The sequence below is a fragment of the Rhizobium sp. PK7-22 genome, from assembly GCF_056530405.1.
This window is the reverse complement of sequence record NZ_CP096514.1, coordinates 944,626-970,424: the sequence shown is the minus strand read 5'-3', so window position 1 is coordinate 970,424 and position 25,799 is coordinate 944,626. Positions and strand designations below refer to the sequence as shown.

General features: G+C 63.6%; 24 protein-coding genes and 1 tRNA gene. 9 read left to right on the top strand and 16 right to left on the bottom strand.

The window, feature by feature from the left end:
- Nucleotides 1-41: 41 nt before the first annotated feature.
- Together betC and choX are read right to left on the bottom strand one after the other, a co-directional pair.
- Nucleotides 42-1,559, bottom strand: a complete 1,518-nt coding sequence (gene betC, locus M1E10_RS09380) for a choline-sulfatase (protein ID WP_499176086.1) — start codon at nucleotides 1,557-1,559, stop codon at nucleotides 42-44.
- 9 nt (nucleotides 1,560-1,568) lie between these two features.
- Complete coding sequence (gene choX / locus M1E10_RS09375; RefSeq protein ID WP_499176085.1) at nucleotides 1,569-2,534, bottom strand: type 2 periplasmic-binding domain-containing protein; 966 nt, start codon at nucleotides 2,532-2,534, stop codon at nucleotides 1,569-1,571.
- 96 nt (nucleotides 2,535-2,630) lie between these two features.
- Here choX and M1E10_RS09370 point away from each other — a divergent pair, with 96 nt between their 5' ends.
- Nucleotides 2,631-3,533 carry a LysR family transcriptional regulator gene (locus M1E10_RS09370; protein ID WP_499176084.1) on the top strand — a complete coding sequence of 301 codons (903 nt, stop codon included), beginning with the start codon at nucleotides 2,631-2,633 and terminating at the stop codon, nucleotides 3,531-3,533.
- Between the two features lie 3 nt (nucleotides 3,534-3,536).
- Here M1E10_RS09370 and M1E10_RS09365 read toward each other — a convergent pair whose 3' ends face one another.
- A complete protein-coding gene (locus M1E10_RS09365) occupies nucleotides 3,537-4,565 on the bottom strand; it encodes a glycoside hydrolase family 25 protein (RefSeq protein ID WP_499176083.1) in 1,029 nt (342 codons plus the stop codon).
- Between the two features lie 308 nt (nucleotides 4,566-4,873).
- Between M1E10_RS09365 and M1E10_RS09360 the strand changes: the two genes are divergently transcribed.
- From M1E10_RS09360 to M1E10_RS09340, 5 genes are all read left to right on the top strand, one after another.
- Nucleotides 4,874-5,605, top strand: coding sequence for a nutrient deprivation-induced protein (locus M1E10_RS09360; RefSeq protein WP_499176082.1), 732 nt, complete (start codon nucleotides 4,874-4,876; stop codon nucleotides 5,603-5,605).
- Nucleotides 5,598-6,014 (top strand): phage holin family protein, encoded by a 417-nt coding sequence (locus M1E10_RS09355; protein ID WP_499176081.1) that lies wholly within the window; start codon nucleotides 5,598-5,600, stop codon nucleotides 6,012-6,014. The genes M1E10_RS09360 and M1E10_RS09355 overlap by 8 nt, the downstream gene beginning before the upstream one ends.
- Entirely contained in the window at nucleotides 6,014-7,027 is a 1,014-nt protein-coding gene (locus M1E10_RS09350) for a DUF3618 domain-containing protein (protein WP_499176080.1), read from the top strand. The genes M1E10_RS09355 and M1E10_RS09350 overlap by 1 nt, the downstream gene beginning before the upstream one ends.
- A gap of 179 nt (nucleotides 7,028-7,206) precedes the next feature.
- On the top strand, nucleotides 7,207-7,515 hold the full coding sequence (locus M1E10_RS09345; RefSeq protein WP_499176079.1) for an Rdx family protein: 309 nt from the start codon (nucleotides 7,207-7,209) through the stop codon (nucleotides 7,513-7,515).
- A 92-nt stretch (nucleotides 7,516-7,607) separates the two neighbouring features.
- Nucleotides 7,608-7,694 (top strand) — tRNA-Leu (locus M1E10_RS09340).
- Nucleotides 7,695-7,873: 179 nt separating this feature from the next.
- On the opposite strand, the gene M1E10_RS09335 is transcribed toward M1E10_RS09340, so the two are convergent.
- The 3 genes from M1E10_RS09335 to M1E10_RS09325 all read right to left on the bottom strand — a co-directional run bounded on the left by M1E10_RS09335 (nucleotide 7,874) and on the right by M1E10_RS09325 (nucleotide 13,228).
- Nucleotides 7,874-11,056 (bottom strand): efflux RND transporter permease subunit, encoded by a 3,183-nt coding sequence (locus M1E10_RS09335; protein WP_499176078.1) that lies wholly within the window; start codon nucleotides 11,054-11,056, stop codon nucleotides 7,874-7,876.
- A 133-nt stretch (nucleotides 11,057-11,189) separates the two neighbouring features.
- A complete protein-coding gene (locus M1E10_RS09330) occupies nucleotides 11,190-12,377 on the bottom strand; it encodes an efflux RND transporter periplasmic adaptor subunit (protein ID WP_499176077.1) in 1,188 nt (395 codons plus the stop codon).
- Nucleotides 12,378-12,430: 53 nt separating this feature from the next.
- The gene (locus M1E10_RS09325) at nucleotides 12,431-13,228 is read right to left on the bottom strand and encodes an alpha/beta hydrolase family protein (protein WP_499176076.1); all 798 of its coding nucleotides are present in this window, start codon (nucleotides 13,226-13,228) and stop codon (nucleotides 12,431-12,433) included.
- Between the two features lie 148 nt (nucleotides 13,229-13,376).
- Here M1E10_RS09325 and M1E10_RS09320 point away from each other — a divergent pair, with 148 nt between their 5' ends.
- Entirely contained in the window at nucleotides 13,377-14,357 is a 981-nt protein-coding gene (locus M1E10_RS09320) for a LysR family transcriptional regulator (RefSeq protein WP_499176075.1), read from the top strand.
- 28 nt (nucleotides 14,358-14,385) lie between these two features.
- Here M1E10_RS09320 and M1E10_RS09315 read toward each other — a convergent pair whose 3' ends face one another.
- From M1E10_RS09315 to M1E10_RS09290, 6 genes are all read right to left on the bottom strand, one after another.
- A complete protein-coding gene (locus M1E10_RS09315) occupies nucleotides 14,386-15,282 on the bottom strand; it encodes an NAD-dependent epimerase/dehydratase family protein (protein ID WP_499176074.1) in 897 nt (298 codons plus the stop codon).
- Nucleotides 15,283-15,334: 52 nt separating this feature from the next.
- On the bottom strand, nucleotides 15,335-16,111 hold the full coding sequence (locus M1E10_RS09310; RefSeq protein WP_499176073.1) for an SDR family NAD(P)-dependent oxidoreductase: 777 nt from the start codon (nucleotides 16,109-16,111) through the stop codon (nucleotides 15,335-15,337).
- Between the two features lie 147 nt (nucleotides 16,112-16,258).
- Nucleotides 16,259-16,618 (bottom strand): hypothetical protein, encoded by a 360-nt coding sequence (locus tag M1E10_RS09305; protein WP_499176072.1) that lies wholly within the window; start codon nucleotides 16,616-16,618, stop codon nucleotides 16,259-16,261.
- 82 nt (nucleotides 16,619-16,700) lie between these two features.
- On the bottom strand, nucleotides 16,701-17,549 hold the full coding sequence (locus M1E10_RS09300) for a C40 family peptidase (protein ID WP_499176071.1): 849 nt from the start codon (nucleotides 17,547-17,549) through the stop codon (nucleotides 16,701-16,703).
- Between the two features lie 12 nt (nucleotides 17,550-17,561).
- On the bottom strand, nucleotides 17,562-17,903 hold the full coding sequence (locus M1E10_RS09295; RefSeq protein WP_499176070.1) for a MarR family winged helix-turn-helix transcriptional regulator: 342 nt from the start codon (nucleotides 17,901-17,903) through the stop codon (nucleotides 17,562-17,564).
- A gap of 56 nt (nucleotides 17,904-17,959) precedes the next feature.
- Complete coding sequence (locus M1E10_RS09290; protein WP_499176069.1) at nucleotides 17,960-19,345, bottom strand: leucyl aminopeptidase family protein; 1,386 nt, start codon at nucleotides 19,343-19,345, stop codon at nucleotides 17,960-17,962.
- A gap of 128 nt (nucleotides 19,346-19,473) precedes the next feature.
- Here M1E10_RS09290 and M1E10_RS09285 point away from each other — a divergent pair, with 128 nt between their 5' ends.
- Nucleotides 19,474-20,301 (top strand): tetratricopeptide repeat protein, encoded by an 828-nt coding sequence (locus M1E10_RS09285; RefSeq protein WP_499176068.1) that lies wholly within the window; start codon nucleotides 19,474-19,476, stop codon nucleotides 20,299-20,301.
- 65 nt (nucleotides 20,302-20,366) lie between these two features.
- Nucleotides 20,367-20,927, top strand: coding sequence for a dual specificity protein phosphatase family protein (locus M1E10_RS09280; RefSeq protein WP_499176067.1), 561 nt, complete (start codon nucleotides 20,367-20,369; stop codon nucleotides 20,925-20,927).
- 4 nt (nucleotides 20,928-20,931) lie between these two features.
- Here M1E10_RS09280 and M1E10_RS09275 read toward each other — a convergent pair whose 3' ends face one another.
- From M1E10_RS09275 to M1E10_RS09260, 4 genes are read right to left on the bottom strand one after another with little or no spacing between them, the layout of a single operon-like run.
- The gene (locus M1E10_RS09275; protein WP_499176066.1) at nucleotides 20,932-21,909 is read right to left on the bottom strand and encodes a type II secretion system F family protein; all 978 of its coding nucleotides are present in this window, start codon (nucleotides 21,907-21,909) and stop codon (nucleotides 20,932-20,934) included.
- A 9-nt stretch (nucleotides 21,910-21,918) separates the two neighbouring features.
- Nucleotides 21,919-22,932: a type II secretion system F family protein gene (locus M1E10_RS09270; protein ID WP_499176065.1), complete on the bottom strand. Its 1,014-nt coding sequence runs from the start codon at nucleotides 22,930-22,932 to the stop codon at nucleotides 21,919-21,921.
- Nucleotides 22,933-22,936: 4 nt separating this feature from the next.
- A complete protein-coding gene (locus M1E10_RS09265; RefSeq protein WP_499176064.1) occupies nucleotides 22,937-24,433 on the bottom strand; it encodes a TadA family conjugal transfer-associated ATPase in 1,497 nt (498 codons plus the stop codon).
- A 51-nt stretch (nucleotides 24,434-24,484) separates the two neighbouring features.
- Complete coding sequence (locus tag M1E10_RS09260; RefSeq protein WP_499176063.1) at nucleotides 24,485-25,774, bottom strand: CpaE/TadZ family protein; 1,290 nt, start codon at nucleotides 25,772-25,774, stop codon at nucleotides 24,485-24,487.
- Between the last annotated feature and the right edge of the window lie 25 nt (nucleotides 25,775-25,799).

Genomic DNA, 25,799 nt, shown 5'->3' with positions numbered 1-25,799 from the left:
CAAGATTTTGTTCCGTACGTGAGAAAAGTTGCCCCGCAATCCTATTCGCCACGGGGAAACCGCTGGTTATCCTCCAGCACGTTGAGATCCATGTGGTTGCGCATGTAGCGTTCCGAGGCGCGCTGCAGCGGCTGGTAATCCCATGGATAATAGGCACCGTTTCGGAGGGCCTCATAAACCACGTGCCGACGCGCTTGGCTTTCGCGCACCGCAGCATCGAAGCGCTGGAGATCCCACCGTTTGGCGATCATGGACGACAGTCTCGCCATGGCCTCGGCATGCGCCGGATCACTCGCGAGGTTCTGCAATTCCTCGGGGTCCGCTTCGAGATCCACCAGGATAGGCGGATCGCGGTCGCAGAGCGTCAGCTTGTACTGGCGGTCGCGGATCGCCACCATCGGCGCGATGGATCCTTCGGCGGCATATTCCATGGGCACCGGACTGCGTGCCTGCTTCCCCCTTGACAGGGCGGTCAGATCCTCCCCGTCCGTCCATGGCGCCAGGGCGCTGATGTCGATCCCGGCAATGGCCGAGACCGTCGGGCAGACGTCGAGTGTGGAAACAGGCTCCGTCACCAAGCTCGGCTTCCAGCCCGGTGCGGAGATCATCAGCGGCACGCGGGCGGAGCCTTCCAGAAAATTCATCTTGAACCAGAGACCGCGGTCGCCGAGCATGTCGCCATGATCGGACACGAAGACGATGGCGGTATTCTCCGCCATGCGCGTGCGCTCCAGGAGGTCGAGGATCTCGCCGATCTTGTCGTCGACGTAGGAGATGCTGGCAAAGTAGCCGCGGCGGGCGCGGCGGATGTTCTCGCCTGTGATGTCGAACGCCTTGTGGTCGCAGGCGTCCATCAGGCGCTGCGAATGCGGGTCCTGCTCCTCATAGGGAATGGCCAGAATGGCCGGATCCAGCTGATCGCAGTCTTCGTAGAGGTCCCAGTAGCGACGCCGGGCGACATAGGGATCGTGGGGGTGGGTGAAGCTGACGGTGAGGCACCAGGGGCGCTCGTCCTGGCCGCGCGCCAGATCGTAGAGCTTGCGAGTGGCGTTGTAGGCAACCTCGTCGTCATACTCCATCTGATTGGTGATTTCTGCGACACCCGCGCCGGTCACCGAACCAAGGTTGTGATACCACCAGTCGATCCGCTCGCCAGGCTTGGTATAGTCCGGGGTCCAGCCAAAGTCAGCCGGATAGATGTCGGTGGTCAGCCGCTCTTCAAACCCGTGCATCTGGTCAGGACCGACGAAATGCATCTTGCCGGACAACGATGTCTGGTAACCGGCGCGGCGCAGATGGTGGGCATAGGTCGGGATGTCGGAGGCGAACTCCGCCGCATTGTCATAGACTCGCGTCCGGCTCGGCAGTTGCCCGGACATGAAGGAGGCCCGTGCCGGTGCGCACAGAGGGCTTGCGGTGTAGGCGTTGACGAAGCGCACGGAGCGCTTCGCCAGGGACTTCAGATGGGGGGCATGAAGGAACTGCGCCGGTCCATCCGGGAACAATGTTCCGTTCAGCTGATCCACCATCAGGATCAGCACATTCGGTCTTGGCTGCACTGGCTGCCCTCAGAGCCCGAGGGCAGCGTCGACCGCTTCCTTGGCGGGCTTACCGTCAAACGTCGTCACGCCGGCCAGCCATGGCTCGTAAGCCGAAGGATTTTCCTTCAGCCATGCTTCCGCGGCGTCCTGAGGATCCTTGCCGTCGAGGATCTCGCCCATCAGGACATTTTCCATATCGACGGTAAAGGTAACCTGCTTCAAGAAGGTAGCGGCGTTCGGGCACTGCTCCGGCCAGCCGGTTCGTGCCAACGTATAGACCTCCGCGCCACCGAAATTTGCACCAAAATACGCATCGCCGCCTGACAGATAGCTGATGTCGAAGCGTTCGTTCATCGGGTGCGGAGCCCAGGCGAGAAATACGATCGGATCGCCTGACCGGTTGGCACGGTCCACCTGTGCCAGCATGGCCTGCTCGCCGGATTCCACCAGCTCCCAGTCCTTCAGGTTGAAGTCGCCGGAGTCGATCATCTTCTGGATGTTGGTGTTGGCCGGGGCGCCAGGCTCGATGCCGTAGATCTTGCGCTCGAAATCATCGGCATGCTCGGCAAGATCTGCAAAGTCCTTGACGCCATGCTCCTCTGCGACCGAGGCCGGCACGGCGAGCGTGAACTTGGCGCCTTCGAGATTCTTGTTCAGGACTTCGATGGATTTGGACGAATTGAGGTCGTCGATGAAGGCCTGCTGCGCCGGCATCCAATTGCCGAGAAAGACATCGATCTCGCCATTCTTCATCGACTGGTACCCGATCGGAACGGAAAGTGTCTTGACGTCCGGATCATAGCCCAGCGTTTCAAGGATATAGGCAGCGACGCCATTGGTGGCGGTGATATCGGTCCAGCCCGGATCCGACAGGCGGATGGCCTTGCAGGCTTCGGGATCAGCAGCGGATGCCGTCAGTGGAGCCGCCGTGAGAGTTGCAATTGCTGCGGTGCAGGCCAGAGCCCGGACTGTCAATTTGGAAGTCAAAGTCATGCTTCTTCCCCTTCTTGTATTTGCTGGACTTATTGAAGACTGATGGGATACGGCTGTGAAGTCCATGATTTTAAATATAAGCCATAAAGAAATTTTATGAGCAATTTGCCTGTCGACATTGGCTGGATGCGGCTGTTCGTGGAGATTGCCCGGGAGGGGTCGCTCTCGGCAGCAGCCCGCGTGCAGGGGCTGAGCCAGCCTGCCGTCAGCTATCAGATCAGGCAACTGGAGGCATCGTTCGGACGGCCGCTGCTGCATCGCCAGCATCGGGGCGTGTCCTTCACCGCGGAGGGAAAGCGCCTGCTCGCGATCGCCGAAAAGACGGTGAGCGACATCGACACGCTGGCGCAAGACCTCAGGGCGGAGGTGAAGCGCCCGGCACTGCGGCTCTGTACGGATTATGCCTTTGCCACCCTCTGGCTGATCCCCCGGATGCACAGCTTCCGGCTGCTCTATCCGGACTTCGACATCCAGATCATCTCGACGCAGCGGCTGGAGGCCGACTGGGCCGAGGAGGCGGAAATTGCCGTGGCCTTCGGGTCGCGGGCGCAGTTCGGGCATGCCGGAGAAATGATCATGCCGGAGCGCGTGGTGCCGGTCGGCTCGCAGGCCTTCCTGCAGGCAGAGGCTGCTGCCACGATCCTGTCGCGGGCACCGCTGATCCACCTGGACACCGCCCTCTCCTCCCCCTGGTTCGACTGGACGAGCTATTTTGCGGCGACGGAGATCCGCCGGAAGGCGGAGACGGTCAGCGGCGACGTCAGCTTCAACAACTACGCCATGGTGGTGCAGGCTGCCCTGGGCGGGCAAGGCATGGCGCTCGGCTGGCTCGGCCTCGTCGATTCGATGATCGCGTCGGGGATGCTGGTTACGGCGGGACCGGAACTCAGCGACACGGACCGCGGCTACTGGGTGCTTGCACCACGATCACAGGATCGCAACATCGACCGGCTGACCGAATGGCTGAAGGCGGAGTCCGCCGCGCCGCCTGTCGCCTAGCGCTCAGCTCGCGTGCCGCGCCACCCAATTGTGCCAGCCATCCTCGCTGCCGTTGAAGACATTGAGGTCGATCTTGCCATTGACGCCCTGCGACAGGCCAGAGCCCGAGTACTGCCAGAATACCCACTTGCGGCCCGGATAGACCGTGGAGGGATGCTGGGCCACCGCGCGCAGCCAGAACGGATAGTTCTCAAAGGCGCCGATCAGGTTGTCCTTGTAGAAGTCCGGGGCGGTGTAGATCACCGGCCGCTGGCCGTAGTGGCGCTCGAGCTTGTCCATGAAGACCTGCATCTTCTCGATGACATCGGCGCGCGAGGGCCGACGCTTGCAGCTCGATTCGCCATTCCACTCCACATCGATGACCGGCGGCAGCGCGTCTGGATCGCGCGGCACGTTGCGAATGAACCAGTCGGCCTGTTCGCTGGCGCGGCGGCACCAGTAGAAGAAATGATAGGCGCCGCGGCGGATGCCGGCTTCCTTGGCCTTGCGCCAGTTGGTCTTGAACATCGGATCGAGATGATCGCCGCCGTCGGTGGCCTTGATGTAGGCAAAGTTGGCGCCCTGCGTGCGCAGCTTTGGCCAATTGATATCGCCCTGCCAGCGGGAGACATCAACGCCGTGGACGGCGTAGTGCTTGGGCTGAACCTTGCCGAAGTTGATCGGCTTGGCATCGCTGAACTGCTGGCCATAAACACGAAGACGCCCCTGCGACCTGGAGGCTGCCGGGTTCTGCGGCGACATCATGGCCATGGGGCGATCAGTCGGAACCGGCATACCGACCGTTGTGACGGCCGGGGCAAAGGCCTGTGCATGCGGTGCTCCGTCTGCCCAGGCGAGAGCCTCCGGCGGCTGACCTTGCGCCTGCGCCGCCGGCGAACCGACCGCTGCCGAGGGCACAGGTCCCTGGGTGACGGAACCGGTCACCTCCCTCGACGGGAGGCCCGCCATGAGACCTTCAGGACCGGAGCCGGACGTGCAGCCGGAGAGCATTAGGCCGGCAAGGAGAGCCGCTGACAAAGCCGAAAAACGCATGAGCACCCGCACGCAAAACAGAGCCGAAACAAGCCAATCGCTGCGCGCCTTACGACGCCGTCGTTGAAAAGCTAACGGATAATTACCGGGAAAGGTTGAATCCAATCTTAACCGGGTGCCGCCTGGTGCGTCGAAACAGAGGTGTTGACGGGCTGATCGCGCAAAGGTGATTGGCTTCAAAGTCAGCCCGGCTCTGCTGCCGATTGCAGACAATTTCGGAACATTTTGACGTCACGAAAGGTTGAGCTGTCGATCACATCAGAACGATGTCGTCACATCGTCCCTTTCACCCAATCTGGGAGAGTCCCATGACCGAACGAGATTTGAATCGAGGATCCGGCCTCAACCCCGGTTCCCCACAATCGCCCGCGCAACCGGCGCAACAGGCCCATTCTTCCACCAGCCCCTCGTCGTCGAATGTCCAATCCGCAGCGTCTGCCGCGGGAGCAGCCGCGTCCTCGACAGCCCATCAGGCCGCAGGCGGCTTGAAGGAAAAGGTCAACGAGGACTGGCAGAGCGCGAAATCCACCGCCCAAGCCGAACTCGGCAACGTCAAGCAGCATGCCACGGACGCAGCCACCGACCAGAAGAATTTCGCCGCTGAACGCGTCAGCGGCATCGCGTCAGCGATCGAGAAGGTGGGCAAGGAACTCGAGCAGGGCGACCAGCCTGAAGTGGGTCGTTACGCGACGCAGATCGGCTCCAGCGTCCATCGCTTTGCCGACGACATCAAGGGCAAGGACATGGGCCAGATCGCCGGCATGGCCGAAGACTTCGGCCGCCGTCAACCGGCCGCCTTCATCGGAATTGCTGCGCTTGCCGGATTTGCCGCCAGCCGTTTTCTGACCGCCTCCGCAGACCGTGGCGCCAAGACAACGCAGGGTTCGGCAGACCGCACCAGTGCGAACACAACGGCCGGGACGGCTCCAGGCCGCAGCGCCGCAGCAAGCTCGACATCATCATCAACCCTACCCGTCAGCCCGACCACCGGTGCCGGCTACCCGACGGGCTATCCCACGGAGGGTTCCCGCAATGGCTAATCCGATCGACAACCGTCCCCTTTCCGAGCTGGTGAGCGGGCTTGTTTCCGATATCACCGGACTGTTCCGGAAAGAAATCAGTCTTGCCAAGACCGAGGCCTCGGAAAAAATGTCCCAGGCCGTTACCGGCATCGAGGCTTTCGGTGCAGGGCTGGTCTTTGCCATCGCCGCCGTCGGCGTGCTGCTGGCAGCGCTCGTGAACGGCCTTGCCGCCTTTTTCGTCGCACAGGGCATGTCCGAGACCGGCGCTGATGCACTTTCCTCCGTCATCGTCGGCGTCATCGTGGCCCTACTGGCCTACGGCTTGATCAAGAAGGGACTTTCCACGCTTCGCGGCGAGAACCTTTCGTTTGACCGTACCTCGGCCTCCCTTCGCCAGGATGCACAGATCATCAAGGAGCGCGTCTAATGTCCATGACCGACACTCAGCGAGCCGAAGAGCTCGAGCACGAAATCGCCCAGGACCGGCTGCGGATCGAAGAGCGGATCGACGCCATCCAGGCGAAGATGTCGCCCGGCCAGCTGATCGACGAAGCGATGGCCTATGCCAAGTCCAGCGGCGGCGCAGAATATGTCGCCAACCTCGGCAACGCCATGAAGACAAATCCTATTCCGGTCGCCCTGATGGGAATCGGCATGGCGTGGCTGATGGCAAATCCCGGCGCCAACAAGAGCCATGACGATCTCGGCTATGACGACGACGAGGTCGAGTATCCGCTGGCGCCGGTGACAGGCTCCGTTCGCCGCGTCGGCCCGGTCCAGACCGATGGCTCCTACCGCTACAGCCATTTTTCCGACGACCGTGGCAGCCGCTTCAAGGCATTGACCGATGAAACCGGCCGCCGCGCGGGCCACTTCATGGACGAGACCGGCAAGACCTACCGGGGCTTTGCGGACGCAACCGGCCAGCAGATGCATGACATCCGCGACGAAGCCGGCCGCATGTTCGATGACGCGTCGGGTTGGGTGTCCAAGACCTGGCAGCGGATCGGATCCTCGGCCGGGCGCGCCCGGAGCTCGGTGATGGGCGGCGCCCGTTCGGCCGGTAACAGCGCCATGTCCATGGGCGGCTCCGCCCGCGACCAGGCGGCGCATTTCAACGACAGCATCGCCAAGCACTTCCAGGACCAGCCGCTGATCGGCGGCGCTCTGGCGTTTGCGCTGGGTGCTGCGATCGGCGCTGCCCTGCCCCATACCCGTCGTGAAGACGAAGTGATGGGCGAGACGGCCGACGGCGTTCGCAACGAAATGTCGGCCAAGGCATCCGATACGATGCACAAGGTCGAAGACGCTGCCTCGGAGGTCTATAGCAAGGCTGCAGAGGTTGCCTCCGAGGTGCATGATACCGCACGGGACAGGATTGCCGAAGAGGCACGCCAGTACCAGCGCACCAGCGACGGCAGCATCAACCGTCCGACCTGAGCTGGATAAACGACCGACTTCCCGGAGGGCTCCCGCGTCGACGCGGGGGCCTTTTTCCGTCGTGCCTGCGCGACGGCGACAGACCTCTTGAAAGTTGCGGCGTCCGATGCAGTATCCTTTGCGGCGGCAACAGACTTTGCATCGCCGGCATCACAGCAGCAGTCAACTCCGGAGCCGCCATGAACAGGCCACGCATTACCATTCTCTATTGCACGCAGTGCAACTGGCTGCTGCGCGCCGGCTGGATGGCCCAGGAACTGCTGCAGACCTTCTCCGACAGCCTTGGCGAAGTGGCACTGGTTCCCGGGACCGGCGGCAACTTCGAGATCCGCATCGATGACGTGCTCCTGTGGGAGCGCAAGCGCGACGGTGGCTTTCCGGGACCCAAGGAGCTGAAGCAGCGCGTCAGGGACGTCATTGATCCGGCCCGCGACCTCGGTCACCTCGACCGCGGATCGGCGGACGGAGGCTCTTCTCCGGGACCCTGATGAGGCCATGCAAAGATTTATCGCCGCCGACACAGAAACTTCAAAGAAGCGTGTTGACACCGAGGGGCCACCCCCGTAAATCGCTCTCCGTCGCCCAGATGGCGGAATTGGTAGACGCGCCAGCTTCAGGTGCTGGTACTCGAAAGGGTGTGGAGGTTCGAGTCCTCTTCTGGGCACCATTCCATTCGGAACGCATTGATTGCGTTCAACTTCCTGATGTTGAAAAACAGCCGGCCACACTGCTTCACGCAGGGTGGCCGGCTGCTTTGCGTTTCAGATCCTACCCCGATCGCGGTGGAGGATTTGAGTTCAAGTGACGGCCGTGCGGGCCCAGTAGAAGCCCGCACGGCGCCGAGGTCTACTCCGCTGGAGAGAGAGCGGGGACCTCCTCCGTACCGGATCGCCGCAGGGGACGGTTGCCGGTCAGGATACGGGCAAGCAGGTAGAAGACCGGCGTCATGAAGATGCCGAAGAACGTCACCCCGATCATGCCGGAGAAGACGGCGACGCCCATGGCGGAGCGCATTTCCGCGCCCGCGCCGGTGGAGATCACCAGCGGCACCACGCCCATGATGAAGGCGAGCGACGTCATCAGGATGGGACGGAGGCGAAGCCGGCTCGATTCGACGGCGGCCTCGAAGGGTGTTCGCCCCTCCAGTTCCAGCTCGCGGGCAAACTCCACGATCAGGATCGCGTTCTTTGCCGAGAGCCCGACAAGGACAACGAGGCCGATCTGCGTGAAGATGTTGTTGTCTCCTCCCGTCAGCCAGACGCCCGTCAGCGCCGCCAGCACGCCCATCGGCACAATCATGATGATGGCGATGGGCAGCGTCAGGCTTTCATACTGGGCCGCCAGCACGAGATAGACGAGCAACAGGGCCAGCGGGAAGACGACGATGCTGGAGTTGCCAGCGAGGATCTGCTGGTAGGTCAGGTCCGTCCATTCGAAGTCGATCCCCTGCGGCACGGTTTCGCGGACGATCTGCTCCATGGCAGCCTGGGCCTGGCCGGAGGAATATCCCGGTGCCGGTCCGCCGTTGATATCGGCGGACAGGAAGCCGTTGTAGCGGGTCGCCCGTTCCGGGCCCGTCGTCTCTTCCACCTTGAGGAGGGCCGAAAGCGGGATCATTTCGCCCGAGCGTGAGCGGACCTTCAGCTCGCCGATATCCTGAGCCTCGGCCCGGAAGTTCGCGTCTGCCTGGACCCTAACGCTGTAGGTACGGCCGAAGGCGTTGAAGTCGTTGACGTAGAGCGAGCCGAGATAGATCTGCAGCGTCTCGAAGACGTCGGTGACGGCAACCCCCAACTGCTCGGCCTTGGCGCGATCGACATCGGCGTAGAGCTGCGGCACGTTGATCTGGTAGCTCGAGAAGATGCCCGCCAGTTCCGGGGCCTGATAGGCCTTGGCGATGACCGCCTTGGTGGCTTCGTCAAGCGCCTGGGCGCCGTAGCCGGCGCGGTCCTCGATCTGCAGCTTGAAGCCGCCCGTGGAGCCGAGGCCGTTGACCGGCGGCGGCGGGAACATGGCGATGAAGGCTTCCTGGATGCCGGAATACTTCTGGTTCAATGCCATGGCGATGGCGCCGCCGGAGAGCTCCGGCGTCTTGCGCTCCTCGAAGTCGTCGAGCACGGCAAAGACGATGCCGGCGTTGGAGCCGATCGTGAAGCCGTTGATCGAGAGGCCGGGGAAGGCAATGGCATGGGCGACGCCGGGCTGTTCCAGTGCGATGTCGCTCATCTTGCGGATGACATCCTCGGTCCGGTCGAGCGTCGCGCCGTCGGGAAGCTGCGCGAAGCCGATCAGATACTGCTTGTCCTGCGCCGGCACGAAGCCGCCGGGAACGGCCGAGAACATGGCGTAAGTCGCACCGACGAGCGCCAGGTAGACGAGCATCACCAGGCTCTTGCGGGACATGAGCCCGCCCACCGTGCGGCCGTAACCGTTGGAGGCGGCGCCGAAGGCGCGATTGAAGCCACGGAAGAACCACCCGAAGAGGCGATCCATGACGCGCGTCAGCCAATCCTTAGGGGCATGGTGATCCTTCAGCAGAAGAGCCGCCAGCGCCGGGGAAAGCGTCAGCGAGTTGATCGCCGAGATCACCGTGGAGATGGCGATCGTCAGCGCGAACTGCCGGTAGAACTGGCCCGACAGGCCGGTGATGAAGGCGAGCGGCACGAAGACGGCGACGAGCACCAGGGCGATGGCGACGATCGGGCCGGAGACTTCGCGCATGGCCTTGTAGGTGGCTTCGCGCGGCGAAAGGCCGTTCTCGATGTTGCGCTCGACGTTCTCTACGACGACGATCGCGTCGTCCACCACGATACCGATCGCCAGCACCAGTCCGAACAGCGTCAGCGCGTTGATCGAGAAGCCGAAGGCGTACATCACCGCGAAAGTGCCGATGATCGACACGGGAACGGCGATCAACGGGATGATCGAGGCGCGCCAGGTCTGCAGGAAGAGGATGACCACCAGGACGACGAGGGCGATCGCTTCCAGAAGAGTTTCGACGACCTTCTCGATGGAGGCGCGGACGAATTTCGTCGTATCATAGACGATCTCGTATTTGACGCCTTCCGGCATGGCGAGCTGCAGTTCGTCCATGGTCCGGCCCACGGATTCGGCGATGTCGATGGCGTTGGAGCCGGGCGCCTGCAGGACGGCCACGGCGACCGCCGGTTGGCCGTCGAGCAGCGAGCGCAGCGTGTAGTCGGCGGCGCCCAGTTCGATGCGCGCGACGTCGCGCAGGCGGGTGATCGCGCCGTTCTCGCCGCTCTTGACGATGATATTGCCGAACTCCTCCGGGCTTTCCAGCCGTCCCTGGGCATTGACGTTCAGCTGCAGGCCGGTTCCGGGCGCGCTCGGCGAGGCGCCGATGATGCCGGCTGCGGCCTGGACGTTCTGGGCCCGGATGGCGTTGCTGATGTCGCTGGCAGATAGCGCATGCTCCGCCGCCTTCTGCGGATCGATCCAGACGCGCATTGAATAGTCGCCGGCACCGAAGACCTGCACCTGGCCCACGCCCTCGATGCGGGCAAGACGGTCCTTGACGTTGAGGGTGGCGTAGTTGCGCAGATAGGTGATGTCGTAACGGTCGTCGGAAGAGACGAGGTTGACCACCATGATGAAGTCCGGCGAGCTCTTGACAGTCGTGAGACCGAGCGCGCGCACCTCCGCCGGGAGCCTCGGTTCGGCCTGCGAGACGCGGTTCTGGACCAGTTGCTGCGCCTTGTCGGCATCGGTGCCGAGCTTGAAGGTGACGGTGAGGGTCAGCACGCCGTCGGACGTCGCCTGGCTGGACATGTAGAGCATGTCCTCGACGCCGTTGATCTGTTCCTCGAGCGGTGTTGCCACCGTCTGAGCGATCACGGTCGGATTGGCGCCGGGATAGACCGCGCGCACGACGATCGACGGCGGCACGACCTCCGGGTACTCGGAAATCGGCAGGGCGCGCAGGCCGATCAGACCCGCGACTACAATCAGGATCGACAGCACGGCCGCAAAGACCGGACGGTCGATGAAAAATCTTGATATATTCATCTCAAAACCCTCTCTCCAGGGCAAAACAAGGCACGAACAGATCCGGCCCGCGACCGGTGGTCACGAACGACAGGGCTGACTGCTGGAACGAATGCCATGGCTGGCGCTTCAGGGGCGCCAGCCATGGCGATTGCTAGTTGTGTGCGACTTCCGCCTCGACCTGTGGGTCGACGACGGCTCCGGGACGGATGCGCTGCAGGCCGTTGACGACGACGCGATCGCCGGCGGCAAGACCGTTTTCGACGATGCGCTTGCCGTCTACCGCGCCACCGAGATCCACCTGACGATAGACGACGGTGTTGGCGTCATCGACGACGAAGACGAATTTCTTGTCCTGATCGGAGCCGACGGCCTGCTCGCTGACAAGAAGATGCTCCTGCGGCTTGGGCTGCCCCAGGCGCACGCGGACGAACTGACCGGGGATCAGAAGGCCGTCCGGGTTGTCGAAGACGGCCCGCAGGCGGATCGTGCCGCTGGCGGCGTTCACTTCATTGTCCACCAGTTGCAGCTTGCCACGAGCGGCCGCTCCATCCGCCAGAGTGGCGATCTCGACGGGCACGTCCTCGAGGGCCCGTACGCCATCATCCTTGACGGGAAGCTCCGCCAGGATGGTGGCGACCAGGTCCTCGCCGGCATCGAAGCTTGCATAGATCGGATCGACCGATACGAGCGTCGTCAGCGGCTGGGCGGCATCTCCGGACCCCACGAGGTTGCCGGGGGTGACCTCCAGCCTGCCGACGCGGCCGGCGATCGGCGCCTTGATCTCGGTGTAGTCGAGATCGAGCTGGGCAAGCTTCAGAGCGGCTTCGGCAGACTGCAGGGCAGCCACCGCCTCGCGCTGGGCGCCCTTGCGCTGCGCCACTTCGCTTTCCGAAATGGTCTTTCGGGCAAGCAGCGCATTGCCGCGGTCAAGTTCTGTCGTGGCCAGCTCCAGCCGTGCGCGGGCCGAGGCTGCGAGACCTTCCGCCTGCGCGACGGCTGCGGCATAGGGTGCCGGATCGATAGTGATCAGCCGGTCGCCAACCGCCACCAGCCCGCCTTCGCGGAAATGCACCGCCTGGATGGTGCCGGCGACGCGCGGACGGATCTGAACGCGATCGACCGCTTCCAGCCGTCCGGAAAACTCCTGCCACGTCGTCACGCTCGAGGGCTCGATGGCCGCGACCGTCACGGGGATGGCTGGCGCGGCTGCCGGTGCCGCTGCAGCCGGCGTCGCTTCGGCCATCTGGCCGAGATCAAAATATAGCACAGCGCCCGCCACGGAGGCAGCCAGTGCAAGTCCGGCGCCCCACAGGGGCCAGCTTCGGTTCTTCGATGTCATCGGTGGTCTCCTTGCGGCCTAACCCGGCCGCCACATGCTTTCAAATCGATAATTCATGCACGCAAGTCCTGGACGAAGAGGCCGAACTGCCCGCAGAGCGCCTGCATCCAGACGCCGCCTTCGTCGTTGTAGATTTCATTCCAGCCGCTGCCGGCCGGAAAGACATGCTGGCGCACCCTGACCCCTGCTTGGGCGAGACGATCGGCATAACCGACGACCTCGTCGCGCAACGGATCATCCTCGGACGTCACCACCAGCGCCGGCGCCACGGCCGAGAGCCGTGAACAGAGGCTCGGCGCAGCGTAGGGGTGAGCGCACCCGTAAACTCCCCGCAGGTAGCGCATCCAGCCATCGGACCAGCGATCGCGCATGCCGATCGTGTCCGCCTGACGGATCGACACCGAACTCATCGTCGGGTCGATCAGAGGCGACAGCAGAACCTGGCCATGCAACTGGCCGGGCATCTGGTCGCGGGCTTTCAGCGCCAGTCCCGCCGCCACGTTTCCACCTGCCTCTTCGCCAGCCACCAGGATCAGGGATTTCGCCCCGCCCAGCTGCCTGCGCCGCGATGTCAGGCACCGGAGTGCCGCAAGGCCGCAATCCACGGCATCGGGGAACATGTTCCGCGAGATGCTGCCATGATCTGCCTCCACCACCACGGCACCGCTTGCGGCGAGCGCCCTGGCAATGGGTGTCTCCCGATCGGCAGGCTCATCCTGCTGAAAGGCGCCGCCCCGAAAGTAGAGGACGAGCGGTGGGGCCTTCTGTGTCACCGGCGGCTCGTAGACCCGCATCGGCATGCGCGGCCTCGCGGGCATATCCAGTTCGACATCTTCCCATCGCATCCTCATCGAGACCTCTGCCTGCTGTTTTCAAGGCAGCTTCTTGCTTCCGCGACGCCACCTGATATTATTGTTCGGTAGAAACTACACAAGTTTCCAATTCGTACTTCAATGTCCACTATCGCGGGACAATATTGCGCCGCAACGAGGTCATGTCATGGATCAGCTTTCTGCAATGCGTGCCTTTGTCCGGGTCGTCGAGACCGGAAATTTCACTCGTGCCGCGCGGACGCTCGACATGTCCAAGACGACGGTGACCAATCTGGTGCAGAATCTCGAGGGTCATCTGCGCGCCAAGCTCCTGAACCGCACGACGCGGCAGGTCGCCGTGACCACCGAGGGCGCGCTCTACTACGAGCGGGCGGCACAGTTCCTGTCGGACCTCGAGGAACTCGACGGCAGCATCTCCTCCTCGCAGTCGCAGCCCTCCGGCCGGCTGCGCGTCGAAATGGCCGGCGCCTTTGCCGACCTGATCGTCATTCCGTCGCTCTGCAGCTTCTACTGCAGCTATCCGCAGATCACGCTGGACATCGGAGTCGGCGATCGGCTGATCGACTATGTCGCCGAGAACGTCGACTGCGCGCTCAGGGCAGGAACGCCGACGGACCAGTCGCTGATCGCCCGAAAGGTGGGGGAAATCGGCTTGCGGACCTATGTGTCGCCGGGCTTCATCCAGATGTTCGGCATGCCGGAGCATCCGCGCGACCTGGAGGCGCAGTTCTTTTCCGTGGGCTATCTCAACGCCCAGGCGGGCCGCGTCCTGCCGATGGAATTTCGGCGCGGCGAGGAGACGCTGGAGATCACGCCCCGCTACGCCGTCTCCGTCAACGACAGCCGCAGCTATATCGCAGCAGCCGTCTCCGGCATGGGCGTGGCGCAGGCGCCGCAGTTCATGGCCCGCGATGCGGTGGAAAAGGGGCAGCTCGTCGAGGTGCTGACCGAATGGGAGCGGGAGCCGCTGCCGCTCTACATCGTCTACCCGCGGACACGCCATCTGAGCAACAAGGTGCGGGTCTTCGTCGACTGGCTCGTCAAGCTTCTCAAGGAAAGTGCGGCACGCGATGCCGATTGCCGGCTTGGGAAGATACCGCAGAAGCCGAAGGTACAGTTCGAGCCGACGTCCGTCGCGGCCGAGTAGTCGTCGACCGCAACGGAAACGCCTGCCGTCAGGGCTTGGGCACGTATCTGCGCCAATCATGCTCTTCCCGGAAACCGAGCACGTCGCGGATCTTGCGGTTGGAGATCGGCGCCTCGAACTCGCCGATATCCCCCGTGATCGGCGTGCCAGGCGCCCAGCGCTCGAGGAACGAACGGGTCGGCTCCCGGGCGGTGATGGTGTCGTTCACAGCGTTGAAGACCTGGAAGCCGAGGCCGTCCTTCTCGACGCAGAGGTGGACGATCTGGCCGAGGTCGCGGGCGTCGATATAGCTCCAGGCATTGCGCTTGCGCGACGGCGGGTCTGCCATGAAGGCCGGAAACTTGTCGTACTCGTGCGGCTCGATGACGTTGCCGATGCGCAGGGCATAGATGTCGGCGCCCGAGCGCATCGCAAAGGCGCGCGCGGTCTTCTCGTTGACGACCTTGGAGAGGCCGTAGCTGTCCATCGGATCGACGTCGTAGTCTTCGGTCAGCGGGAAGGAGTGGTAATCCTTGTTGCCTTCGGCGAAGCAGACGCCATAGGTCGTCTCGCTGGAGGCGATGATGACCTTGCGGATGCCGAGCTTCACCGCCGCCTCAATGACATTGTAGGTCGAGACGGTGTTGGCGGCGAAGGTGGCGTTGTCCGGCCGGATCAGGATGCGCGGTACGGCGGCAAAATGCACGACCGCGTCCACCTTCGCCGGTCCCTGCCCCGTTTCCAACCCATCAAAGCCGAAGTGCATGGACAGGGCATTGAAGGTCTCGCCGCTGTCGGTGAGATCCGCCGTCAGCGTGTTGACGCCGGGGCAGTCGAGTGGCGCCAGGTCGATGTTGAACACCTCATGCCCCTGCCCGACGAGATACGGCACCACGTGGCGCCCCGCCTTGCCGCTACCGCCGGTGAAGACGATCCGTTTTGCCATTTTTTCACTCCTCCCGATGTTGTCCGTCGCGTTCTTCTGCAATGACGCCGGATTACGGCATCAACTGGCCACCGTTGACCTCGATCACCTGGCCGATCACGTAGCTGGACAGCATTTCCGAGGCGAGGAATAGGTAGGCACCGACGCAATCCTCTGCCGTGCCGAGGCGCCCCTGCGGGATGGTGGACAGCGCCGCCTGCAGCTGCTGCGCGGTCGAATAGCGCTCGTGGAACGGGGTTGCGATGACGCCGGGGGCCACGCCATTGACGCGGATGCCGAAGGGAATCAGCTCCTTGGCCATGCCGCGGGTGACGTTGGAGACGAAGGCCTTCGACGAGCCGTAGAGGCCGGCGCCGTTGCTGGCGCCGTTTCGCGCGGCAATCGAGGTGGTGTTGATGATGAAGCCGCCGCGCTGCTTCAGGTGCGGAATGGCGGCGGTGGAGGCGGCCAGCACCGAGCGGGCATTCAGATCCATCACGGCGTCGTAATGCGCGTCCGTCATCTCCTCGTAGGAGAGACGGGCGACCATGCCGCCAGCATTGTTGATGAGGCCATCCAGGCGACCGAAGGCGGAGGCCGCCTCTTCGACGACCCGCGCCATCTCGCCGGATTTCGACGCGTCACCACGAATGAGCACCGTCTTGCCGCCGGTCTCTTCGATCTCGGCAGCCAAGGACTTGGCTGCATCGACGCTGGAATTATAGTGTAGGCCGACGGATGCACCCTGCGCCGCGAAGGCCTTGGCGAGTGCGGCACCGATGCCCGTGGAAGCGCCTGTGATGAGGACCGATTTTCCGGAGAGATCGGGGATGATGAGTTGCGATGTCATGGTGCCTCCCTGCGTGCGGCAGACCCCGCACATCTTCTTTTGCTGCTGCGAGCCTAGCATCTAACGTCGTCATGTCATCAGACAAGAGACGACATGCACATGTCATTGCGCCGGGAGACCGCTGGTCCGCAGCAGTGGAGCTTACGCTCAATGTTCCTTGGGGAGGTGGTGCGGATTCAAGCCCGGGACCCAGTGCGGATTGGGAAGGCGTGTGCCGGAGTAGGTCACGCCGCTCTCGGTCTGGCAGTGATAGACCTGACGGGGCGCGATGTCACCGTAGAGGATGTCGTACCCGCCTCGTCCGCGGTAGACGTTCTCGATGCTGCTGGAGCAGGTGTAGTCCTGACGCTGGACACGCTCCTGCTCAGGCACGACGCCCGGCAGGTCGTGAAAAGCCGTCTGCCCGCGCTGGGCAAAGGCACCGTCCTGCGCCCTTGCCGGCGCAAGGGTTGCGAGCACCACGGCAATCAGCATCAGCAGCGGCAAAATCCAGGCGGTCTTGATCATCGCGAATCCTCGAATCGACCGTCTCTACATAAGATCTGCTGAGAGCCTGTGCCATGGCAGCGGCGCCACGATTTTGTGATCGCTAGATACGGCGATAGTCGGTCGGCTGGCTGTAGAGCCAGCCAATCCGCTGCACCGCCGCCTCGAAGTTCTCGCGGGCGACCGTCATCGTGTGGCCGTTGGCATGCAGAAGCGTCTCATCGTCCTCCATGATGCCGACATGGCCCTTCCAGAACACGAGATCGCCGCGTCGCAGCTCCTCCCGCGCGATCGCTGTTCCGATCGCAGCCTGCATGTCGGAATCACGCGGTGCCGAGCGCCCCGTCATCATCAGCGCCAGCTGCACCAGGGCCGAGCAGTCGATCCCGAAGCCCGAGCGCCCTCCCCAGAGATAAGGTGTCTCAAGAAACCGGGCGGCAACCGCCACGTAGTCACCATTCGGCGCCTCCCCCATGGGCAGGCAGTGCGACGCAATCAGCGCCGTGCCGTCGGCGAGCGTCAGATAGCGAGTACCGCGGGTTTCCGCCTCCCCGACAATTCTCACCCGGCTTCCCATGGAGAGCGACGCGACCTGCGGGCGGCGAAGCTCCGGCTCGGGGTAGAGGAAGGTGCGCGGCACGCAGACCAGGTGGGTCACCTCTTCGGGTTCTCCCAGCTGCTTTTCAGGCAGATAGCCGACATAGCGATCCTGGTCGGCCTGGACCCAGGCCCAGCCATCCTTGCGCTGGAAGACGCGGACCGTCTCGCCCAGCAGCAGTTCGGTATCGATACCGCAAGCGCTGTCCGCCGAAGGACGTAGCGCCGCGACCGGCACGGCAATCCGGGCTGGCTCTCCGGCGACGAAACGTTCTGCCTCCACCTGACCACGAAGAGCCTCATCGGCCAGGTCCGGGCGGAAGGCGTTCAGGCGTCTGTCCAATGTCTTGTCCATCTCGTTTGCAGACTACCGCCTGCCCTCCATGCGGATCAGGTCCGCAAGCCTTTCCAGGTAAAGCGAACCGGCAACCGTCCGCTTCACCAAGACACTGCGCCGGTCCTTTTCGTCGCGCACCCGTTCCACCAGGCCGAGCTGCCCCATGGTGTCGAGCGCGCGGGTGACCACCGGCTTGGTGACCTCGAGTGTTGCCGCCAGTCCGCGCACCGTGTGCGGCGGCGGCACCAGATAGACCTGCAGCAGGATGGCCAGCTGCCGCAGGCTGAGATCGGCGCCTTCGCCGCGCACCTGTTCCAGCGTCACGCGGTGCCAAAGCCCCAGCGCATCCGTCGCCGTCAGTTCCACCGACATCACCGCTCCTCTGCGAAAGATACCAGCGGCAATCCTAGGCCGAACCCCTTACCGGATCATTGACCCGCCAGATCGCGGATGTATCGGTAAAGCGTCCGGATGGCGAAGGCCTCGCCGCCGACCGGCGCATGCGGCTTTTCCGACAGCGTCCATCCGTAGATGTCGAAATGGGCCCACCGCGTCTGCTTGCCCACGAAGCGCTTCAGGAACAGGGCTGCGGTGATCGAGCCGGCCATGCCGGCGGAGGGTGCATTGGTGATATCGGCGGCGCGCGACTTCAGATCCTTGTCATACCCAGGCCAGAGCGGCAGACGCCACATCGGATCGTTCTCCTCGCCGGAGATTTCCGACAGACGCGCGGCCAGCGCCTCGTCATCGGTGAAGAAGGGGGCGATGTCGGTTCCCAGTGCCACGCGTGCGGCGCCCGTCAGGGTTGCCATGTCGATCAGGAGGTCGGGAGGCGTTTCGTCGGCGTATGTCAGGGCGTCGGCCAGCACGAGCCGACCTTCCGCGTCGGTGTTGTCGATCTGCACCGTCAGGCCCTTGCGGCTGTGGTAGATGTCGCCCGGGCGGAAGGCATTGCCGGCTATGGAATTCTCGACTGCGGGCACCAGCACACGCAGATCGACGTCCAGTCCGGCGTCCATGATCATCAGCGCGAGGCCGAGGACGTTCGCCGCCCCGCCCATGTCCTTCTTCATCAGCGCCATGTTGGAGGCGCTCTTGATGTCGAGCCCGCCGGTATCGAAGCAGACGCCCTTGCCGACCAGCGTCACCCGTGGCGATCCCTGCCGTCCCCAGCGCATCTCGAGAAGGCGTGGCGCCTGGGCGCTGGCGCGGCCGACGGCATGGATGAGCGGGAAGTTCTGCGCCAGAAGATCATCGCCGACGATGGAGGTGACCTTCGCGCCGTAATGTTGGCCCAGCGACCGGAAGGCGGCCTCGAGGTCTTCCGGGCCCATGTCGTTGGTCGGCGTATTGATCAGATCTCGCGCCAGGAAGATGCCGGCCAGCTGCCGTTCGACGTCGGGCCGAACCTCATCCGCCAGGGCCAGGCGCACCTGCTTCTGCTTGTCCTGACGATAGCGGCCAAAGCTGTAGCTTCCAAGACCAAAGCCCAGCGCGATCCTTTCGGCGGACAATGCGCTCTCGACATGCCAGTCGCCGGCGGGCAGGAGTTTCGAGAGTTTTCCGGCCGACAGCGCCGCATCAGGCTCGCTGCCGAGGCCATACAGGGCGCAAACCAGCTTGCCGTCTGCGCCGGGAACCAGCAGCAGGCTGCCAGGGTCGGCCGTAAAGCCTGTCGCGCGTGCCCATGCCAGCGCTTCGGCATCAATGGTGCCATTCTCCATATCCGCAGCCGTCACGGCATAGACGGGACGGGAGGCTGCCGACTTCTCGGTCAGAACCGGCGGACGATCGATGTAGCGATAGCTGGACATGGGAGCCTTCTCATGAGGAATCAGAGCTTTAACCGTCTGTTAGGGTTAACAGTCTATTGCTAGACGGAGCAATGCGCCATCGGGGGAGCCTGATGGCAGCGCACATCCGAGCGACGAGAATGTTTGCCATGACCCGAAGCACCCCGCTCCAGATCCGGAAGGCCGCTCTTGCCCAGGCAACCGGCGCGGTGCTGATTGCCGTGGCGCTCGCGGGGTGCGCGACAAAGAAGGACGCCACCACCACCGGCTCGATCCAGCCGTCCGCGGCATCCATGGAGACCATGAGCGCCAGCCAGCTCGATGGCCTTGAGCGGTCGATCGGGGCCGCCTATGAGCGCAATCCGAAGGACCGCAACGCGGGCCTCCGCTATGCCCAGGTGCTCGGCATGACCGGCAAGCATGTTCAGGCCCTTGCGGTGATGCAGCAGGTGGTGATCGCCCATCCGACCGATCGCGACGTGCTGTCCGCCTACGGCAAGGCGCAGGCGGCAGCGGGCCAGCTGGAGCAGGCTCTGGAAACCATCCGACGCGCGCAGACGCCCGACCGTCCCGACTGGCGGCTCTATTCCGCAGAAGGCGCCGTCCTTGACCAGCTCGGGCGTTCGGACGAGGCCCGCCAGAAATACCGCATGGCGCTCGATACGCAGCCGAACGAACCGACCATCATCTCCAATCTCGGGATGTCCTATGTCCTGACCGGCGACCTGCGCACGGCCGAGACCTACATGCGCAATGCCGCCCAGCAGCCCGCCGCCGACAGCCGCGTGCGCCAGAACCTGGCGCTGGTCGTCGGCCTCCAGGGCCGGTTCGCCGAGGCCGAGGCAATCGCCAAGCGCGAACTCTCGCAGCAGCAGGCCGACGCGAATGTCACCTACCTGCGCTCCATGCTGGCGCAGCAGAACTCGTGGGCGAAACTTGCCGACAAGGACGCCAAGGCAAAGCCCGCAGTCAACTAGACGACAAGCAGCAAGATCCGCTACAATCCTCTCCCGAACTCCCAAGCTGGACTGGGATGGATGTCATGCGGCGTATTCTGAAATGGTCGATGAGGCTAGGGCTCCTCTCGGCACTGCTGGTCGGCTCCTATGTCGGCCTTCTGCATCTCACCGGTAACTTCCACGAGGTCATTGCCGGCGAGCTCTATCGTTCGGCGCAGCCGACGCCTTCCGCCCTCGAAGGGTACATTCAGTCCTACGGCATCAAATCGGTGGTCAACCTTCGCGGCGAAAGCGAAAGTGACTGGTACAGGGAAGAGACGGCGGTCGCCCAGCGGCTTGGTGTGAAGCACCTGAATTTCCGGATGTCTGCGGGTCGGCAACTGACTGCCGAGGAGAGTTTCCAGCTGATCGCGCTGCTGCGCGACGCACCAAAACCCATGCTGATCCATTGCCAGGGTGGCGCGGATCGAACCGGACTTGCCTCGGTCATCTACCTGCAACAGATCGCGCATGTCGACGAAGAGACCGCCGAATGGCAGCTTTCCCTGCTCTACGGCCATGTCGGCCTTCCATTCGTGAGCTATGCCTACCCGATGGACGAGAGCTGGGAGCTTTTTGAGAAAGTCCTGGGGCTGCCGAGCTGAGCGGCTAGAAGCGGTCGGAAACCTGTATCCCTGCGGGCCCAAGAATGACGGCGATCAGGACCGGCAGGAAGAACAGGATCATCGGCACGGTAAGCTTCGGCGGCAGGGCGGACGCCTTCTTCTCCGCCTCGTTCATCCGTTCGTCACGGCCTTCCTGGGCCAGCACCCGCAGCGCCTGCGCAATCGGCGTTCCGTAGCGCTCGGCCTGGATCAGAGCCTGCGTGACGTTCTTGACCGTGTCGAGCTGGGTGCGGATGCCAAGGTTTTCCAGCGCGATCCGTCGGTCCGGCAGGAAGGAGAGCTCGGCGGTGGTGAGCACCATCTCCTCGGCGAGCTCCGGCGACTGGCTGCTCATCTCCTCGGCGACGCGACGCATCGCCGCTTCCATGGAGATCCCCGATTCCACGCAGATCAGCATCAGGTCGAGCGCGTCCGGCCAGGCGCGGCGGATGGAATGCTGCCGCTTCGTCACGCGGTTCGTCACATAGATGTTGGGCAAGTAGAAGCCGATATAGGCCGCAACGATGGCGGCCAGCATGCGGATGGCGAACGGCCGTTCGGCCAGATTGCCAAGACCGAAAATCCACACGAGAGCGAGCGTGAGACACAGGAAAGGCAGGAGGAAGCGCGCGACGAGGAAGATGTTCAGCGCGTTCTGCGACCGCAGGCCGGCAGCCCGAAGCCTGTTGACGGTATTGTCGTCGACCAGCGCTTTGCGCAGATTGAAGCGCTCGACGATGTTGCGCACCGACTGGTTGTTCTGCGTGCGGAGCGTTGCCTTGGAGGCCTCTGCGGTCATCCTGGCCCGCTCGCGTGCCCGCATCTGCTCCCGTTCGGTGGAGACAGCCTTCATGCGCTTGTCGAGGTTGCCGCGCTCCAGGAAGGGGCTCGCCAGCGAGAAGAAGGTGGCGAAAACGGCGATCGCGACGAAAATCGCAAAGAGCAGAGCCGGATCCGTCAGTGTCGTTGCGAGATCTTCCACCGCCAGCCCCTAGATGTCGAAGTTGATCATGTTGCGCATGACGAAGATGCCGACCGACATCCAAACCGCCGAGAAAAGCATGATCATGTGCCCGCGCGGATCGGTGAAGAGGATCATCATGTATTCCGGCGAGGTCAGGTAGACGAGCGCGGCGACGATGAAGGGCAGCGCGCCGATGATGACGGCGGAGGCCTTGGCTTCCATCGACAGGGCCTGAACCTTGGCCTTCATCTTCTTGCGCTCGCGCAGAACCTTTGCAAGATTGCCGAGCGCCTCGGAGAGATTGCCGCCGGCCTGGCTCTGGATGGTGATCACGATGGCAAAGAAGTTCACTTCCGGCAGCGGCATGGTCTGCATCATGCGCACGCAGGCTTCCGGAATGCTGAGACCGACCTGCTGCGATTCGACCACCCGCCGGAACTCCGCCTTCACCGGCTCCTGCCCGTCGGCGGCGATCAGGCGCAACGCGTCGTTGAGCGGAAGACCGGACTTGATGGAGCGCACCATGACATCAAGCGCGTTGGGGAACTCCGTGAGGAACTTCTTCTGACGCCGCTTGACGAGAAAGGCAACGATCCAGCGGGGCAAGCCAATCACCGCCACGAAGGCGGCGCCGGCAGCGGCGATCATCGGAACACCCGCCAGCAGCGCGGCCACCAGTGCGAAGACGCCGAGTGCCCCGCTCATCATGTAGAACCGGGGCATGGTCAGCGGCAGGCCCGTCTGGGCGAGGCGCGACTTCAGGCTGCCGTCGCCCATCTTCTTGGAGCGCTCTTCCTGCTTCTTTTCCAGATCCTTCAGGGAATCCTGCACCGACTTGCGGCGCTTGGACATCTCCTGGACCCGGTCTCTCGCCGCCTTTACCTTCGACAGGTCGGCTTCGGCCGACTTCACCCGACTGATCCGGGCGCTGGTCTTGTTCTCCGTCTCGATCCGCGAAAACAGCAGCGCATAGCTGACGGCGCCGGCAGACACCGCCGCCAGGGCCACGATCAGCAGAATGTTTGCGTCGAGACCGAACATTGTCCTACCCCGCCGTCTGTTCCATGGCATCCAGCGCGGCGGCTAGACGGCGTTCCTCGTTGTAATAGCGGGCCCGATCCCAGAAGTGCGGCTTGGCGATGCCGGTCGACATGTGCCGGCCGATCAGCCTGCCGTTGGCGTCCTCGCCCTCGATCTCGTAACGCATCAGATCCTGGGTGACGATGACATCGCCTTCCATGCCGATGACCTCGGTCACGTGGGTGATGCGGCGGGAACCGTCGCGCAGGCGGGCCGCCTGAATGATCACGTCCACCGAGCCGGAAATGATCTCGCGCACCGTCTTGGCAGGCAGCGCGTAGCCACCCATGGCAATCATGGATTCCATGCGGCTCAGGCACTCGCGCGGCGTATTGGCGTGGATGGTGCCCATCGAGCCGTCGTGGCCGGTGTTCATGGCCTGCAAGAGGTCGAAGACCTCCGGTCCGCGCACTTCGCCGACGATGATCCGCTCGGGCCGCATGCGCAGGCAGTTCTTGACCAGATCGCGCATGGTGATCTCGCCCTCGCCTTCGATGTTGGGCGGGCGGGTTTCGAGGCGCACGACATGCGGCTGCTGCAGTTGCAGTTCTGCCGTGTCCTCGCAGGTGATGATCCGCTCGTCCTCGTCGATGTAGCGGGTGAGGCAGTTGAGCAGGGTTGTCTTACCCGAGCCGGTGCCGCCGGAGATCACGACGTTGCAGCGGACACGGCCGACGATCTGCAGCAGGACGGCGCCTTCCGTGGTGATGGAACCGAACTTGACGAGCTGTTCGAGGGTCAGCTTGTCCTTCTTGAACTTTCTGATCGTCAGTGCCGGCCCGTCGATGGCCAGTGGTGGTGCGATAACGTTGACGCGCGACCCATCGGGCAGGCGCGCGTCGCAGATCGGCGAGGATTCATCGACTCGCCGCCCCACCTGGCTGACGATGCGCTGGCAGATCGACAGGAGCTGGGAGTTGTCGCGAAAGCGGATCTCGGACTCCAGCGTCTTGCCGGCGACTTCGATGAAGGTCTGGCCTGCCCCGTTGACCATGATGTCGGAGATGTCGTCACGGGCCAGCAGCGGCTCCAGCGGGCCGTAGCCGAGAACATCGTTGCAGATGTCCTCGAGCAGTTCCTCCTGCTCCGAGATCGACATCGCGAAGTTCTTGATGGTGATGATGTCGTTGACGATGTCGCGGATCTCTTCGCGCGCGCTTTCGCCGTCGAGCTTGGCGAGCTGCGACAAATCGATCGTGTCGATCAGCGCCGAGAAAACCTGGCTTTTGGTATCGTAGTAGTGCTCCGTGCGGACCTGCTTCTTGCGGGGAGCCGGCACAGGTGCGATCGGTGGCGGCGCGACGTGCTGACGCGTCCCATTGCGATCCTGCGCCGGCTCCGCAAAGACCTCCGGCCCTGCCGGCCTGGTGGCGACGGGAGACGGCGCCACGGGTGCAACATCGACCACGCTGCCGCCGCCGGTGCCTTTCCCGAATCCCTCGTTTCCGCGTTTTCCAAACATTCGCTCATCCAGTCTTCATCGCACCCTGGGGCGCAATCATTCGTGCAGCAGTTACTTCCGGCCCAGCATCCCCAGCATCTTGGACAAGCCGGCTTTCTTCGCCTTCTTGATCGCCGAGCGGCCGGTGACGATGTGGCAGATCTGCGAGAAGGTCTCGGCGGCCGGGGATTTGGCGTCGATTTCGGCAATCATCCGGCCGCTGTTGGCGGCGTTGCCGAACATCTGCGCGTCGAAGGGCAGGATGGCGATCGGTTCGATTTCCAGCGGCTCAAAGAAATCCGCCGGGGCAATTTCCGGCCGCTTGGCCATGCCGACCTGGTTGAGGATCAGGTGCGGCGGGCGGTCGTTCGGCCGCAGCTTCTTCAGCGCATCGAGCATGTTCTTGGTATTGCGCAGGTTGGCCAGGTCCGGAACGGCAGTGATGACAACCTCATCGGCATCGGCCAGCACGGAGCGTGTCCATTCCGACCAGGCATGCGGCACATCGAGAACCGCCACCGGCGCGCTGCGCTGAAGGATATCGACGACCGGGCGGAAGGCCATGCCCTCGTAGTCGTAGGCCCTGTCAAGAAGCGAAGGTGCGGCCAGCATCGACAGGTGTTCAGAGCATTTGGTCAGCAGCCGGTCGAGAAAAACCTCGTCGAGGCGATCGGGCGCAAACACCGCTTCGGCGATACCCTGTGAGGGATCCTGGTCGAAGTCGATATTGGCGGTACCGAAGGGAAGGTCGAGATCGGCGAGAATGGTCTCGGTGGCAAAGAGATTCGAAATGCCGAAGGCGCAGTTGTGGGCGATGGTGGAAGAGCCGACGCCGCCCTTGGCGCCGACAAAGGCGATCGACTTGCCGAGCGGCTCGGCCTCCGGATCGACGAAGATCGCCGAGATCGAGGCCAGGATGTCCGTCATCTGTACGGGACCGACGAGATATTCGGAGATGCCGTTGCGGATCAGTTCCCGGTAGAGCCCGATGTCATTGAAGCGGCCGACAATGATGACCCGGGTCGAGGGATCGCAGACCTCGGCGAGCGGCGCCAGTTCGTTGAGCAGACTACCCGGTTCTGCACTGGTCTCGAGAACGACGAGATTGGGGGTCGGGCTTCCGGCAAACATGTTGGCGGCGGCTTCGGTGCCGCCGTTGGTGACCCGCATGTTGACCTTGGCCATGCGACGGTCTCGGCTCATCCGATCCATCGTGCGCAGCATGGCTTCGCTTTCGCAGAAGGCGTGGATGGAGATCCGCGGCAGCGGGCGCAGGGCCGCAAGATCTGCCGGCGCCGCCTCATCCGTCGGAGAAACCTCCTCAAAGGTGGAGGTGCCGATGCTGTAGTCCACCGTGCTCATAGAGAAGGCCTCTGGTCTGGCCGGA